General features: G+C 64.2%; 15 protein-coding genes. 6 read left to right on the forward strand and 9 right to left on the reverse strand.

From position 1 onward, the window contains the following. Window positions 1–80: 80 nt before the first annotated feature. Both ACZ5ZH_RS01150 and ACZ5ZH_RS01155 read right to left on the reverse strand, forming a co-directional pair. Window positions 81–524: an NfeD family protein gene (locus tag ACZ5ZH_RS01150; RefSeq protein ID WP_464771907.1), complete on the reverse strand. Its 444-nt coding sequence runs from the start codon at window positions 522–524 to the stop codon at window positions 81–83. Next, the gene (locus tag ACZ5ZH_RS01155; RefSeq protein WP_449471282.1) at window positions 524–1495 is read right to left on the reverse strand and encodes an SPFH domain-containing protein; all 972 of its coding nucleotides are present in this window, start codon (window positions 1493–1495) and stop codon (window positions 524–526) included. Before ACZ5ZH_RS01155 ends, ACZ5ZH_RS01150 begins: the two co-directional genes overlap by 1 nt. Window positions 1496–1592: 97 nt before the next feature. Between ACZ5ZH_RS01155 and ACZ5ZH_RS01160 the strand changes: the two genes are divergently transcribed. Continuing rightward, window positions 1593–2408: an HpcH/HpaI aldolase/citrate lyase family protein gene (locus tag ACZ5ZH_RS01160; protein WP_464771908.1), complete on the forward strand. Its 816-nt coding sequence runs from the start codon at window positions 1593–1595 to the stop codon at window positions 2406–2408. Window positions 2409–2706: 298 nt separating this feature from the next. On the opposite strand, the gene ACZ5ZH_RS01165 is transcribed toward ACZ5ZH_RS01160, so the two are convergent. Together ACZ5ZH_RS01165 and ACZ5ZH_RS01170 are read right to left on the reverse strand one after the other, a co-directional pair. Further along, window positions 2707–3324: a hypothetical protein gene (locus ACZ5ZH_RS01165; protein WP_464771909.1), complete on the reverse strand. Its 618-nt coding sequence runs from the start codon at window positions 3322–3324 to the stop codon at window positions 2707–2709. 87 nt (window positions 3325–3411) lie between these two features. Then, on the reverse strand, window positions 3412–4860 hold the full coding sequence (locus tag ACZ5ZH_RS01170; RefSeq protein WP_449471287.1) for a sigma-54-dependent transcriptional regulator: 1449 nt from the start codon (window positions 4858–4860) through the stop codon (window positions 3412–3414). A gap of 157 nt (window positions 4861–5017) precedes the next feature. Here ACZ5ZH_RS01170 and ACZ5ZH_RS01175 point away from each other — a divergent pair, with 157 nt between their 5' ends. The 5 genes from ACZ5ZH_RS01175 (at window position 5018) to ACZ5ZH_RS01195 (ending at window position 8095) form a co-directional block, all read left to right on the forward strand. Then, window positions 5018–5143 (forward strand): aa3-type cytochrome c oxidase subunit IV, encoded by a 126-nt coding sequence (locus ACZ5ZH_RS01175; protein WP_449471288.1) that lies wholly within the window; start codon window positions 5018–5020, stop codon window positions 5141–5143. A 25-nt stretch (window positions 5144–5168) separates the two neighbouring features. Further along, window positions 5169–6287, forward strand: coding sequence for an NAD(P) transhydrogenase subunit alpha (locus ACZ5ZH_RS01180; protein ID WP_464771910.1), 1119 nt, complete (start codon window positions 5169–5171; stop codon window positions 6285–6287). A 126-nt stretch (window positions 6288–6413) separates the two neighbouring features. After that, a complete protein-coding gene (locus ACZ5ZH_RS01185; RefSeq protein ID WP_464771911.1) occupies window positions 6414–6695 on the forward strand; it encodes an NAD(P) transhydrogenase subunit alpha part 2 in 282 nt (93 codons plus the stop codon). Then, window positions 6692–7345, forward strand: a complete 654-nt coding sequence (locus ACZ5ZH_RS01190; RefSeq protein ID WP_196225416.1) for a hypothetical protein — start codon at window positions 6692–6694, stop codon at window positions 7343–7345. The genes ACZ5ZH_RS01185 and ACZ5ZH_RS01190 overlap by 4 nt, the downstream gene beginning before the upstream one ends. A gap of 57 nt (window positions 7346–7402) precedes the next feature. After that, window positions 7403–8095, forward strand: a complete 693-nt coding sequence (locus tag ACZ5ZH_RS01195) for an aspartate/glutamate racemase family protein (RefSeq protein WP_196225417.1) — start codon at window positions 7403–7405, stop codon at window positions 8093–8095. Window positions 8096–8198: 103 nt separating this feature from the next. Here ACZ5ZH_RS01195 and ACZ5ZH_RS01200 read toward each other — a convergent pair whose 3' ends face one another. From ACZ5ZH_RS01200 to ACZ5ZH_RS01220, 5 genes are read right to left on the reverse strand one after another with little or no spacing between them, the layout of a single operon-like run. Continuing rightward, complete coding sequence (locus tag ACZ5ZH_RS01200; protein ID WP_196225418.1) at window positions 8199–9188, reverse strand: type II secretion system F family protein; 990 nt, start codon at window positions 9186–9188, stop codon at window positions 8199–8201. A gap of 16 nt (window positions 9189–9204) precedes the next feature. Continuing rightward, the gene (locus ACZ5ZH_RS01205) at window positions 9205–10200 is read right to left on the reverse strand and encodes a type II secretion system F family protein (RefSeq protein WP_196225419.1); all 996 of its coding nucleotides are present in this window, start codon (window positions 10198–10200) and stop codon (window positions 9205–9207) included. A 58-nt stretch (window positions 10201–10258) separates the two neighbouring features. Continuing rightward, complete coding sequence (locus ACZ5ZH_RS01210) at window positions 10259–11539, reverse strand: AAA family ATPase (protein ID WP_464771912.1); 1281 nt, start codon at window positions 11537–11539, stop codon at window positions 10259–10261. A 2-nt stretch (window positions 11540–11541) separates the two neighbouring features. Continuing rightward, a complete protein-coding gene (locus ACZ5ZH_RS01215; RefSeq protein WP_464771913.1) occupies window positions 11542–12183 on the reverse strand; it encodes a CpaD family pilus assembly protein in 642 nt (213 codons plus the stop codon). Window positions 12184–12200: 17 nt separating this feature from the next. Next, window positions 12201–13721, reverse strand: coding sequence for a type II and III secretion system protein family protein (locus ACZ5ZH_RS01220; protein WP_464771914.1), 1521 nt, complete (start codon window positions 13719–13721; stop codon window positions 12201–12203).

Consider the following 13721-nt stretch of genomic DNA (forward strand, 5'->3'; position numbering starts at 1 on the left):
CACAAAACAAGGCAGATGTTGCGCCAGCCCACCCCCTAACCCCCTCCCGCTTGCGGGAGGGGGAATGGCCGCCACCAGCCTCAGGCCAACTCCACCTGTAGCACTGATGCGTCGGCTCCCACCACGCGCACGCGGCTACCCACCGGCGCGTCGGGGCCTCGGCAGGACCAGACGCTGTCGCCCACCTTCACGCGGCCACGGCCTGCTTCGATCGGTTCGACCACCAGCACGACCTCGCCAATCAGGCGGGCGGTGCGGTCATTGAGCAATGGGTCCTGCGAGTTCACAGGATTGGCGACATACCAGCGGCGGCCGCCCCAGACCGATACCAGGCAAAGCAGGGCGAAGATCAGCAATTGCACCGGCACTGATACCGGCAACAGTAGCGCGATCAGCCCCGTCACCGCCGCCGCCAGCGCGACCCAGATCAGGAACACGCCGGGGATCATCACTTCGGCGACGCCGAGCAGGGCGGCGAAGGCCAGCCAGCCCCAATGATCGTCCAGCATGCTGAGCCAGTCCATCAGCTCTGACCCTGCGCGAAGGGGCTGCGGCGGGGCGGGGCGGGGGGCGAGGTCGGGGCGCCGTCACCGCCCAGCGCTTCCTTGGCGAGCGCGCCGATGCCGCCCAGCGTGCCGATCAGCTGCGTTGCCTCTACCGGGAACAGGATGGTCTTGGCATTGGGCGAGGTGGCGAACTGGCTCACCGCATCGACATATTTCTGGGCGACGAAATAGTTGATCGCCTGTGCGTTGCCGTTCGCGATCGCTTCCGACACCATCTGCGTCGCCTTGGCCTCCGCCTCGGCCTCGCGCTCGCGGGCTTCGGCGTCGCGGAAGGCAGCTTCGCGACGGCCTTCGGCTTCCAGGATCTGGCTTTGCTTCTGGCCCTCGGCTTTCAGGATTTCAGAAGCCCGCAGGCCTTCGGATTCCAGAATCAGCGCGCGCTTTTCGCGTTCCGCCTTCATCTGGCGGCCCATGGCGTTGACGATGTCGGCTGGCGGGCGGATGTCCTTCAGCTCCACGCGCGTGATCTTGATGCCCCAGGCGTTGGTGGCATGATCGACGACCGACAGCAGGCGCGCGTTGATTTCGTCGCGCTTCGATAGGGTTTCATCAAGGTCCATCGACCCCATCACGGTGCGCAGGTTGGTCGTCGCCAGCTGCATGATCGCGACATACAGTTCGGAGACTTCATAGGCGGCCTTTGCGGCGTCCAGCACCTGGAAGAAGACGACGCCGTCGACCGACACCATGGCGTTATCCTTGGTGATGATCTCCTGCCCCGGAATATCGACGACCTGCTCCATCATGTTGATCTTGCGCCCGACGGCGTAGAAGAAGGCGGGGTAGAAATTGAGGCCAGGGCGCGCGACTTCGGTGAAACGGCCGAAGCGTTCTATGGTATATTGATAGCCTTGGCGCACCACCTTGACGCTGACGGCCAGATAGAAGAGCACCAGGAAAGTCACCGTTAGCGCGAAGGTCGTCAGCATCTTTTTCCCCCTTAAGAAGCGCTTGACTATGACGCGGATTCGTTAACGGGGAAAGTCAAACCGTCACGAAGGCGGTTGGGCCATACAGGAGACTGCCATGTTGCTGCGCCACGCCCGATCGTTGCTGTTCCTGCCGGCGTCGAACAAGCGCGCCATTGCCAAGGTGCGTACGCTTTCCTGCGACATGGTCATGCTGGACCTGGAAGACGCGGTGGCTGATGACCGTAAGGAAGAGGCGCGCGCCAACGCGGTCGAAGCCGCCGCTGAAGGCTTTGGCAAACGGCTCTGCGCCGTGCGGATCAATGCTGAAGGGACGCCGTGGCACGGCCCGGAAATGATCGCGGTTAAGCGTTCCGCCGCCAACTATGTCATCCTGCCCAAGGTCGAAAGCGGCAAGCAGGTGCGCGACGTGTTCAGCGTCTGCCAAAAGCCGGTCATCGCCATGATCGAAAGCGCGGCTGGCGTTCTTGCCGCCACGTCGATCGCGGCGGAGGAGGGCACGGCCGGGCTGTTCATGGGCACCAATGACCTGCGACAGGACCTTGGCATTCCTCCTTCGGCGGGTCGGGAAGGGCTGAACTTCGCCTTGCAGTCCGTGATCCTGAGCGCGCGGGCGGCGCGGATTGCGGTATTCGATGGCGTGTTCAACCGGCTGGACGATGAAGCGGGGTTCGAAGCGGAATGCGCCGCCGGGCATGCCCTTGGTTTTGACGGGAAGACGCTGATCCACCCGAGCCAAGTGCCGGTCGCCAATCAGGTGTTCGGGCCGGACGCGCAGGCGGTGGCTGATGCCCGCCGGCTGATCGAGGCGGCGACGGGCGGGGCTGAGCGGTTTGAGGGGCGCATGATCGAGGGGATGCATGTTGAGGAGGCACGGGCGCTTGTTGCTCGGGCTGAGGCGGTGGTGGGTTGATGGGTGGAGTGTGATTATCTCGCGTGGCTCGTCATCCCAGCGGAAGCTGGGATCTCGTTAGGCTGGGTTGAGGGCTATCGAGGGAGATGCCAGCCTGCGCTGGCATGACGGAATAGTTTGCGAGCAACTTCAACATTTTCCCCTCCCGCAGGCGTTCACACGAGGCGCGCGACTCGTTTGAAGGGTTAGGGGTGGGCGCGAGCGTAGCGAGCTTGGGGGCTGGCCGTGAAGAATAAGCTCCAGCGTTGCGCAGGCCCACCCCCGACCCCTCCCGCTTGCGGGAGGGCGGATATGGCCTCTATCGCTCCGTAGCGTTGGCCGCATTCCCCGCCTCTGAAGGCACCGCCCCCTTCGCCGCAAAAACACGCAAGCTATCGAGCACCTTCTTCGCGATCGGCTGATATTGTTCGCTCAGCATCTCCGGGTAAACGAAGGTGGCGGTAACGATCCCCCCGTCCGGCTGGCGGAGCAGGCGGACGGCGACGTTATTGCCTTCGCCATCATTGGCCGTACCGCGATATTCATTGTCGCCGATAAAGTCGCCATCGACGCCTTCTGAACCGCTGCTCATCGATTGGACGACCTGTTGGAGCGTCTGCTGCTCTCCGTTGCGCTGCCAGAAGACGCGGACGTCGGCGCCTGCGCCGGGGTCTTGAAAGACCGTGCCATCGGGCGTGCTTGCGGCGGCATCCTGTTCCCAGCCTTCGGGGAAGCTGACCGAAAAGCCGCGATCGTCATTCACATAATTGCGGTTCTCGGCAGCCTCCGCCTTGCTCTCCGCCAGCGCCTTGGCCGTGGCGGCATTGGCGGCGGCGGCCAGTTCCTCCTGGCTCGGCATATCCGACACCGGCTCGGCGCGTCCGCAGGCGGCCAGCAGGAGGACGGAGAGGAGGGCGGCTTGGCTGAACTTTTTCATGCCCTGTCCAAAGCATAGGCGGCCCGACATTTCAATGTCGCAACGATGCCCAGCGGCGGATGAGCGCTGCGCCGCGACGGGCGCGGTTCAGGCGGCGCTGTCGATCCCGAGTTCGGCAAGCTTGCGGTAAAGGGTCGAACGGCCGATGCCGAGGCGGCGGGCGACCTCCGTCATGCGGCCGCGATAATGGCCGATGGCGAGGCGGATGACGTCCGCTTCGATTTCCGCAAGCTGGCGGACATGGCCGTCACCTTCGAACAGGGTGATGCCGGCCGCTTCCCGGTGCGTCTGCGGCACGGTGCGCAGGCGGGGATGGAGCGGCTCGCCACTGGCGCGCGTCCGGATGTGGGCGGCGATCTGTGGAAAATCCTGCGGCGTCAGGGCGTCGCCTTCGCACAGGACGGCGGCGCGGAAGAGCGCGTTCTGAAGCTGGCGCACATTGCCCGGCCATTCATGCTGCATCAGCAGCGCGAGCGCATCGTCGGTCAGGCCCAGGCCACGCAGCCCCGGCTGGGTGGCGATGCGGGCCAGAAGATGACGGCAGAGCGCGGGCACGTCGCCGATCCGCTCCCGCAGCGGCGGGATGGTCAGCTGCACGACGTTCAGACGATAATAGAGGTCCTCGCGGAAGCGGCCCGCTTCGATTTCATCGACCAGCCGCTTGTTGGTGGCGGCGATGATTCGCACATCGACATGGACCGGCCGCCGCGCGCCGAGGGGCTGCACTTCACCATCCTGAAGGACGCGCAGCAGCTTCACTTGCGCGTCGAGCGGCATTTCGCTGACTTCATCGAGGAAAATCGTGCCCATGTCGGCGGCGACGAACTTGCCGACCTGACGCTCGAAGGCGCCGGTGAAGGCGCCGCGTTCGTGGCCGAACAGGTCGGATTCGACCAGGTTGGCCGGGATGGCCCCGCAATTGACCGTGATCATCGCCTGCTTGTGGCGGGGCGAGGCCGCGTGAATGGCGCGGGCGATGACGTCCTTGCCGACGCCGCTTTCGCCTTCGATCAGGACGGGCACGCGGGCGCGCGCGGCCTTTGCCGCAATGGCGAGGGCAGCGCGGAATTGCGGCGCGGCGCCGACCACATCCTCGAACGACAGGGCGGCGGAGATTTTTTCGGTGAGCGGGCGCAGTTCGCCCTTGCCATGCTCCTGCGACAGGGTGGCGTTGAGCGCGGCGAGCAACCTTTCGGGCGCGACCGGCTTGGCCAGATAGTCTGTCGCACCAGCGCGCATTGCATCGACGGCAACCGCTACACTGTTATGCGCGGTCAGGATCAATATGGGCAGGGCAGGGCGGCGGCTGCGCAATTCGCGGACGAGGCCGGTGGCTTCCGGACCCGGGATCCACTGGTCGAGCAGCACCGCATCGAGCCGCATGCCGTCCTGCGTGCCGAGCATGGCGATCGCCATGTCACCGTCGCTGGCGAAGATCGTGCGCCACCCGGCTCGTGCGGCGAGCGCCGACACAAGCCTGCGCTGGGCAGGCTCTTCATCGATCAGCATCAGCATGGGAACGCCGTCGCGCGCCATCTTACCCCTCTTCTTGTTCCGTGGCAGCAGCCTAGCCCAAGGGGGTAAAGGCGCCCTTAACCGGAAAGTTTTTCTTGCGTTGTTTCGAGGTTGAGGGGGGAGAACCTTGTCGATAAGAGGGGCGCGCTTAAAAACACAGGCGACTAAGGGAATGGAAATGGCGTCAGAAGGAAATATGGAGAGCGCGACCCAGACCTATTCGGGGTTCGTGTCCCTCGTGAAGTGGGGCACCACCGCGTGCGTGGTGCTGGCTGCGATCGTCGTCCTGCTGATCTCCAGCTAAGACTGGAGCGGCGAGGGGGATGTCGATGAAGATCGCAATCATCAAGGAGCTTGCCGAAGGTGAGCGCCGCGTGGCCGGTACGCCGGAAACCGTCAAGAAGTTCAAGGCGCTGGGCGCCGATGTCGCGGTGGAAGCAGGCGCGGGCCTGACCGCCGCCATCGCTGACGCCGACTATGCCGCGATGGGCGCAACGATTGCCGATCGCGCCGCGACGGTGGCGGGCGCGGACATTATCCTGGGCGTTCAGGGGCCGGACGTCGCGACCATTACAGGTGCGAAGCCCGGCGCGTGGATAGTCGCGGGTCTCAATCCCTTCGTCGAGCGCGCGCGTGTCGATGCCTACGCAGCGGCGGGCTATGAAGCGCTGGCGATGGAATTCATGCCGCGCATCACCCGCGCGCAGTCGATGGACATACTTTCCTCGCAATCGAACCTTGCTGGCTACAAGGCGGTGCTGGACGCTGCGGCCGAATATGGCCGCGCTTTCCCGATGATGATGACGGCGGCGGGCACGATCTCCCCGGCCAAGGCGTTCGTCATGGGCGTGGGCGTTGCCGGGCTTCAGGCGATCGCGACGGCCAAGCGGCTGGGCGCGCAGGTGTCGGCGACCGACGTGCGCTCCGCTACCAAGGAGCAGATCGAAAGCCTCGGCGCGAAGGCGGTTTTCGTCGAAAGCGTTGCGGGCATCGAGGGCGAGGGCAAGGGCGGCTATGCCACCGAAATGTCCGAGGATTACCAGAAAGCGCAGGCCGAACTGGTGTCCAGCCACATCGCCAAGCAGGACATCGTCATCACCACCGCGCTGATACCGGGCCGGGCCGCGCCGCGCCTCATCACCGACGCGCAGATCGCGACGATGAAGCCGGGCAGCGTGATCGTCGACCTCGCCGTCGAGCAGGGCGGCAATGTCGAAGGCGCGGTGCTGGGCCAGGTGGTCGAGCGCCATGGCGTGAAGATCGTCGGGCACAAGAATGTGCCTTCGCGGCTTGCCGCCGATGCTTCGGCCCTGTTCGCGCGCAACCTTTATAATTTCCTCTCCGCCTTCTGGAACAAGGACCAGAACGCGCCGGTGCTGGACGAGGAAATAGGCAATGCCATCCGCCTGACGCAGGGCGGTAAGGTCGTCAGCGACCGATTGCAGTAAGGGACTGTTCCTCTCCCGTGCCTTGCGCGGGGGAGGAGGTCTTCGTTTTGGGGCGAGCAGTAGCGGCGGCCCCGCCGTGCGAATCTCCGTTTCGATCGGCCTCAACATGACCTTCAAAAGGCAGGAATGAGCGGGCTTCTCCTCTTCTATTTCCTTCTTGCCTGCACGATTGGTGCGATTGCCGCATGGCGCCTGTCGATGGACGACCTGAGCAGCCGAGTCGTCCCGCTATTCCTGCTCACCCCTGCTGGCATCGCCGGAACGCTGGTGGTTGCGGCGGAAGTGAGCAGCAGTTGGGCGCGCTATCTGAGCCTGATTGCCCTCATTCTTGCCAGCGCTTCCTTTTGCGGCGGCTATGTCGCGACGCGCCGGGCTGAAAAATCGCAACAGGCAGCGAAACGCCCGTGAGCCCGAGCTTTGACGCGATCATCCTTGCTCAGACCGTAGCGGCGGCGCTGTTCGTTTTCGCGCTGTGGCCGCTGGGCACCGTGGCTGGCAGGCGGCGGCGCCAGACGGCTCTGGCAGGGACGGTGATCCTGTCCGCAGCCGCCGTCTACGACATGGACGTGCTCAACGCGCCGGAGATTATCGGCGCGCTGCTGATCGGCGGGGCGTTTGGCCTGTTGCTCGGACGGGAATGGCCGGAAAGCCGGTTGACGGTGCTGCTGACGATTTTCGCCGGGTTTGCGGGAGCGGCAATGATTTCCGCCGCCGCCGCGGCCTGGCTCAATCCCTTCGCCTTCGGCCTGGTTGATGAGGGGAGCGCCGATGTCGCGACGCGCCATTTGCTGGCTCTCGGCGTGGTGGCGCTGGCGGGAAGTGGCGCCTGTGCCGCCGCAGCCTTCGCGCTGTTGAGGCGTGGGGGCGGAAATATGGCATTGCTCGCTATCAGCATCGGAATGGTTGGTTGGGCCACCGCAGCCTTCGCTTTCCTGCTGGAAAATATGGGCCTGGCCGTTGTCGGCGGGCTTGGCGGAGCGGCGGGAACGGGAATCGCGTTGCGCTTATGCGGTGGCGCGCGCGGGAAGGGGCTTGCCGACGCGGAGGCCCGTCCGTAACGCTGAAGCGGACAGACGCCGGGGCACTCCCGGACGGCAATTGGGGTAAGGCGCACCATGCAGAAGCTCGGCCTGATCGGCGGTCTCAGCTGGACATCGACGGCACGTTATTATCAGATCATCAATCAGGCGGTGTACCGCGCGAAGGGCGGGCAGCACAGCGCGCCCCTGCTGATCGAAAGTCTCGACTTCGCCGACATCGGCCGCTCCACCACGGAGGAGGAGTGGGCGCATGCCGCGCAGGTGCTGACCGCGTCCGCCCGGCGGCTGGAGCAGGCGGGGGCAAAGGCGCTGCTGATCTGTGCCAACAGCATGCACCGCGTCTATGAAGAGGTGCAGGGCGGGGTGGACACGCCGATCATCCACATCGCCGATGCGGTGGGCCGCAAGATGAAGGCCGACGGCGTGCAAAGGGCTGCCCTGATAGGCACCCGCAACGTCATGACCGAGAAATTCTACCGGCAACGGCTGGTCGGCCACGGCATTTCGCTGCTGCCTGCGGACCTGGAACTCGCCGAGCGGATCGACCGCATCGTTTATGAGGAACTGACGATCGGCAAGGTCAGCCGCGAATCCGAACGCTATATGCGGTCGGAACTGACGGACATCGCCAAGGAGAATGTGCAGGCGGCGATCCTTGCCTGCACCGAACTGGAAATGATCGTGGATGTGAAGGCGAACGTGCTGCCCATCTATGACGGCACGGCGATCCACGCGCGGGCCGGGGTCGATGTTATCCTGGGCGACTAGTCCGGCACTCCGTTCGTTTCGAGCGCTGTCGAGAAACGAATAGACCGGACAAGAAAAGGGGACGCCCTCTCGGACGTCCCCTTCCTCCCCTTTTTAGCCTGTCTCAGAACGCCGTGCTGATCGAGCAGGCCGCAGGGCCAAGGATCACGACGAACAGTGTCGGCAGAATGAAAAGGATGAGCGGCACCGTCATGATGGCGGGCAGACGCGCGGCCTTTTCCTCGGCGCGCATCATGCGTTCATGGCGGAATTCAGCGGACAGCACGCGCAGGGCCGAAGCGAGCGGTGTGCCGTATTTCTCGGTCTGGATCATGGTCGTGACCACGCCCTTGATCGCATCCAGCTTCACGCGGTTGGCGAGATTTTCGAAGGCCATACGCCGTTCGGTCAGGAAGCTGAGTTCGATCGCTGTCAGCTGGAACTCGTCGCCCAGTTCCGGATAGGCCTTGCCCAATTCCTTGGCGACGCGGCTGAAGGCGGCATCGACGGTCAGGCCAGCCTCGGCGCAGATGACGAGCAGGTCGAGCGCGTCGGGCAACCCCTTGCGGATCGCGGCGGAGCGCTTCTGGATCTTGTTGTCGATGAAGATGTCGGGCGCCTTGTAGGCCAGCAGCAGAGCCACGGCGAAGGCCATGAAACGCTTCGCGCCGCCCCAGTCGGGATAAATGCCGACACCGTAGAGCAGCAGCGCGGCCAGACCGCCGATGACGATCGGCAGCACCATGCGGCCGAAGATGACGGCGACCGCCAAATCCTTCGACCGGATGCCCGCCTGCGCCAGCTTCAGCTGGGCCTCCTTCAGCTGGTCGTCCTGCAACACCTTCAGGCTGGACAAGAAGGACCGCATCTGGTCGGTCGTCTGGCTCTTCTTGACCAGCTTGGCGCGGCGGCGCGCGGTGGACGCGGTGATCCCCGCCTTCAACTGTTCGCGCCGTTCATTGAGCGCCTTGACCCGCTTTGCCATCGGGTCGCGCACGGTCATCACCGTATAGAGCACGAACAGCATGGCCAGCGTCGCCATGGCGGCCAGCAAGGTGCCGAAATCCGTGGCGTTCATGCCGAAAAGAGTGCCGGCGGGGGAAGCGGTTTCCATGTCTTTCTATCCCCCGTCAGATTTCGAAGTTGATCATCTGCGCCATGATGAAGACGCCTATGCTCATCCAGCACATGCCGCCCAGACCGATGACCTGCATCGTCGACATCCCGAACAGGCCTGCCGGATCGGGCGTGAAGAAGGGGTGCATGTAGCTGAAGTTGATGTAGCAGATCATGCCGAACACCAGGAACGGCAAGGCGCCGATGATGTAGGCCGACGCCTTGGATTCTGACGACATGGCCCGGATTTTCAGCTTCATCTGCGCACGCTGACGTAGCACGGTCGCGAGGTTGGACAGGGTTTCGGCAAGGTTGCCGCCCGTTTCCCGCTGGATCGCGAGGCTGATGACGAAGAACTGGAATTCCGGCGTGCCGAGGCGATCGGCCGTTTCCTGCAACGCCTGATCCATCGTCTTGCCGATCTTGATGCGTTCGGTGATCAGCTTGAATTCCTCACCCACTGGCCCAGGCACTTCGTTTGCCACGACACCTAGCGTTTCGGTGATGGGCAGGCCCGATCGCAGACCGCGTGTCAGCAGTTCGAGCGCGTCGGGGAATTTCATCGTGAACTGCATCACCCGCTTCTTGATCAGGCGGCCGACCCACATGTGGGGCAGGGCGAGCCCTGCGGCCAGGCTGACCATGATGGCGAGCAGCGGTGCGAAGCCGCGCACGAACAGAAAGGCGCAGATGCCCAGAGCAATGAAGGCGCAGGAGGTCATATATTGGCTGACCGTCCATTTCTTGCCGGTCATGCGGATACGTTTGGCCAGATTTTCCGGATTGGGAACCAGCGAAACGAGCATCTTCATCTCGTTGCCGGGCTGCCGATTGGAAATGGCCTTGCGCATGCGCGCTTCCATCAGCGCGTCGGTCGATCCGCTGTGACGTTCGCGGATCAGGGCGACACGGCGCTTGCTGGCCTTTTCAGCCGAGGGGCCAGCAAAGGCCATCGCTACCAGACCCAGGAAGGCCGTCAGCAGCATGATCAGCAATATCGAATTGCTCATGGTATCGCCCGTTCCGTTAAAAGGTATGCCGCCAGATGACGGCATGCCAGAACCAAATCTAGGCCTTGGCCTTGTCCTTGCGCGCCGGAATCAGCCCCCGGAGGTCGCCGATCTTGCCGAGCAGGGAGTCGCCCTTTTTCTTTGCGGGCTTGCCATCGACGGCTTCGCTATCCTCGGCGGCCCCCATGGTGGCGTCGAGCAGGCTGACGCACGCGGCGCCGACCTTGCTGCCCTTGGCGGCTTCGGCCAATGTCTTGCCCAGCTTGGCGGCCTGCGCCGCGACCCGCAGGTCGAAGGGGATCAGAATGTCGACCTTGCGCTCGATCGACGTCTCGAAATCCTTGCGGCTGATTTCCTGGGTGCCCGCGTGAACGCGGTTGGCGACGACGATCACGCGCGTTTGGGGCGCGTTGCTCTTCAGCCAGGACAGGATTCGGATCGAATCGCGCGCCGCCGCCAGCGTCAGTTCCGTGACCACTACGGCGACATTGACGTCGCTCATCAGGTGCGGATGCTGGATCAGCATATGGCGCGGCAGATCTACGACGCTGCATTCGAAAGCGGCGCGGAACTCCTCCAGCAGCTGGTAGAAGGCGCCACCATCGGTCAGCATCGGCTGGCTGATCGGTGCTTCGGCCGACAGGATCGCCAGCGTGTCGCTGGCGCGCACCATCGCGCGTTCGATGAAAAGACCATCGATGCGGCTGGGGTTATCGATCGCGTCGGTCAGGCCACGGCCCGGCTCCAGGTCCATCGCCAGCGCGTTGGTGCCGAAGTGGACGTCGAGGTCGAGCAGCGCGGTCGGCCGCTTCTGCTTGTCACTCAGCAACCAGGCGAGCGAAGTCGCGATGCTGGAAGCGCCCACGCCACCACGCGTGCCGATGACGGCTGTGGTGAGGTGCGGTCGTTCAGGCGCCGCGTCGCGCGGGGCGAAGAACACCGCCTGCGCCTGAGCCAGTGCGTCGCGAAGCTGGTCCGCGCCAAAGGGCTTCAGCAGATAATCCTGAATGCCGCTGGCGACGAGGTCACGGTAGAGCCGGACGTCATTGACCTGACCGGCGGCGATCACGACCGTGCCGGGTTCGCACACTTCGGCAAGGCTGTTGATGTCGTTCAGCGGGTCGCCGCTTTCGGACATATCGACGAACAGGATTTGCGGGCTGGCGCTGACCGACAGGCTCTGCACGGCATTGCGCATGCCGCCCTTGTTCACCTTTTCCGGTGCCCAGCCCATCTCGGCCGCGACCATCGCCAGCAGATCGTGGCTATGATCGTCGCAAACGAAGGCGTGGAAGGGATCGCGCTGTCCAGACATGGCAGGTTTCCAAGGTGCGTTCATGATCAGCGTCCTAAGTTCTTGAGATCGCCCGAACCGGTCGGCGTCTTTTCACGGTAGGTCGAAATGGCCCGGTTGGATGTCGCTGTGCGCAGGTCGCTTTCGCTGCTCTGGCCGCGCACCAGATCTTCAGGATTGGCGACCATCGCGGCAAGATTGCTGTTCACGGCGCAACCGTAGTTGGAGGTGGCGCCGAGCTGGGATTCGGTCTCTTTCTTGCTCGACCAGTCGGGGCAGCCGGGCACGCGTGCCGTTGCACGGCGCACCACCAGCCGGACGCTGCCAGCAGGCGCGGAGCCTGCCGCGGCGGAGCTGTCCTCGCCCACCAGCATGCCGTGGCGGGCGACGACATCGGCGATGCTTTCGCGCAGTTCCGGGCTGTAATAGGCGTCGGTAACGATCGCGACCTGATCGCCATAGCCAAGGCCGATGGAGGCGAACCAGTCGTCCAGGCGGCGCGCTTCCGAAGCGGCGAGGGCGCCGTCAGGGCCAGCCTGCACGTCGAAAGTGTAGGCGTCGTGGCTGACGACCGGCTGATGCACCGATTCGACCCCGCGATTGACGCTGGAATTGCAGGCGGCAAGCGGCAGCGCCAACAGGGCGAGCGTGCCGAAGCGGAGGATATTTTTGGCGGACAGGGAAGTCATGACTGTCGTCCTTCCGATCAGAAGCTGAAGCCAGGCGCGGCGGCGGCTTTCGCCGAACGCTTGCCTGAGTCGCGGGGAGCTGCCGCCCGCGGGTCGGACGTCGGCGCCGGGCCGGGTTCGCGGCGTGGCAAGGGCGCGCGCGCGCCGCTCACCCCATCATTCCCCTGCTGGAGCAGAAGGCCCTGGGCGATATTGGCATTGCGGAAGCCATCGGTCGGCAAGTGCACGTCCGACGCGTTCATCGGCTTCACCAGATAAGGGGTGACGACGATGACCAGTTCGGTCTCATGACGCTGGAACCGGCGTGACTTGAACAGGCTGCCAAGGATCGGGATTTCGCCGAAGCCCGGCGTCTTGCTGATCGAGTTGGCGGTGTCGTTGTTAAGCAGGCCAGCGATCATGAAGGCCTGGCCCGAACCCAGTTCGACGGTAGTTTCAGCCGTGCGGCTCTTGAGCGCCGGGACGGTGGTGTTCACCGAGAAGTCGAGGCTCGACACGGTGGGGCGGACGCGCAGCGAGATGCGGCCATCGGCCAGCACGGTCGGCGTGAAGGCAAGCTGCACGCCATATTGTTTGAACTCGATGCTATTGCCCTGCGTGCCGTTGCTGACCGTGTAGGGATATTCGCCGCCCGCCAGGAAGCTCGCCGTTTCACCCGACAGCGCGGTCAGGTTCGGCTGGGCCAGCGCGGTGGCAAGGCCGCTCGATTCGGCAAGGTCCAGCGCGCCCGCGACATCCATGCCGAGCAATTTGGCGACGAAGCCGAGCGACGTGGTGCCATCGATTGGGCTGTTGAACGTCCATTGACGAGTGATATCGCCATTGGGAAGGCCCGGCACGAAACTGCCTGAAGTCGCGAAGCCACGATCGGACCGGTTCATGTAGCCGCTGAAGTTGCCTGATCCCGTCCCAAGACCCCTCAGATTCACGCCGATCTGATGCCCTATGTCGCGGCTGACTTCCGCGATCTTGACCTGAAGATTGACCTGAAGCGGCGTCGCGGTGCGCAGGCGGCTGACCACGGTCACTTCCTTGCCCACAAAGGCCTGCGTCAGCCGTTCGGCCTCCGCTGCATCTTCTGGCGCGGCGACGGTGCCGGTCAGCAGGACCATGCCGTTCATCTTGTTGACGGCGATGGCGGCCTCGGGCATCGCGAGCTTCAGCATGTCGTCGATGTTCGACAGGTTGTTGCCGACCCGGACGGTGCCGGAAAACAGCACCTTGCCGTTGGTCGCGGTGGCGAAGACGGTGGTTTCACCGGCTGCCTTCGCGATCAGGTAAAGCTGGTTCTGGGCACGGACATGGACGTCGACCACATTGGGGTCGCCGATCACCACGTCCGACATCTTCGCGCCGAGGTTGATGACTTTGCTGCCGCCGACCGACATCAGGATCGCATTGTCCTGCATCGATGAAGGTGCGGCGTTGAGTGCGGTGGTTGGCGTGGCGGCCATGGCGGCGGCGAGGCCGAGAGCGATGGCGGGGCCGATGAGCGGTTTGACCGCCTTTTTGCCCGCATCAATGTTGATACGCTTCAT

The organism is Sphingobium sp. TomMM7A (assembly GCF_055397305.1).

Bases quoted from the DNA above. Each gene is read 5' to 3' on its own strand.
- ACZ5ZH_RS01150 (WP_464771907.1), bottom strand. From the start codon at position 524: ATGGACTGGCTCAGCATGCTGGACGATCATTGGGGCTGGCTGGCCTTC.
- ACZ5ZH_RS01155 (WP_449471282.1), bottom strand. From the start codon at position 1,495: ATGCTGACGACCTTCGCGCTAACGGTGACTTTCCTGGTGCTCTTCTAT.
- ACZ5ZH_RS01160 (WP_464771908.1), top strand. From the start codon at position 1,593: ATGTTGCTGCGCCACGCCCGATCGTTGCTGTTCCTGCCGGCGTCGAAC.
- ACZ5ZH_RS01165 (WP_464771909.1), bottom strand. From the start codon at position 3,324: ATGAAAAAGTTCAGCCAAGCCGCCCTCCTCTCCGTCCTCCTGCTGGCC.
- ACZ5ZH_RS01170 (WP_449471287.1), bottom strand. From the start codon at position 4,860: ATGGCGCGCGACGGCGTTCCCATGCTGATGCTGATCGATGAAGAGCCT.
- ACZ5ZH_RS01175 (WP_449471288.1), top strand. From the start codon at position 5,018: ATGGCGTCAGAAGGAAATATGGAGAGCGCGACCCAGACCTATTCGGGG.
- ACZ5ZH_RS01180 (WP_464771910.1), top strand. From the start codon at position 5,169: ATGAAGATCGCAATCATCAAGGAGCTTGCCGAAGGTGAGCGCCGCGTG.
- ACZ5ZH_RS01185 (WP_464771911.1), top strand. From the start codon at position 6,414: ATGAGCGGGCTTCTCCTCTTCTATTTCCTTCTTGCCTGCACGATTGGT.
- ACZ5ZH_RS01195 (WP_196225417.1), top strand. From the start codon at position 7,403: ATGCAGAAGCTCGGCCTGATCGGCGGTCTCAGCTGGACATCGACGGCA.
- ACZ5ZH_RS01200 (WP_196225418.1), bottom strand. From the start codon at position 9,188: ATGGAAACCGCTTCCCCCGCCGGCACTCTTTTCGGCATGAACGCCACG.
- ACZ5ZH_RS01205 (WP_196225419.1), bottom strand. From the start codon at position 10,200: ATGAGCAATTCGATATTGCTGATCATGCTGCTGACGGCCTTCCTGGGT.
- ACZ5ZH_RS01210 (WP_464771912.1), bottom strand. From the start codon at position 11,539: ATGAACGCACCTTGGAAACCTGCCATGTCTGGACAGCGCGATCCCTTC.
- ACZ5ZH_RS01215 (WP_464771913.1), bottom strand. From the start codon at position 12,183: ATGACTTCCCTGTCCGCCAAAAATATCCTCCGCTTCGGCACGCTCGCC.
- ACZ5ZH_RS01220 (WP_464771914.1), bottom strand. From the start codon at position 13,721: ATGAAGCGTATCAACATTGATGCGGGCAAAAAGGCGGTCAAACCGCTC.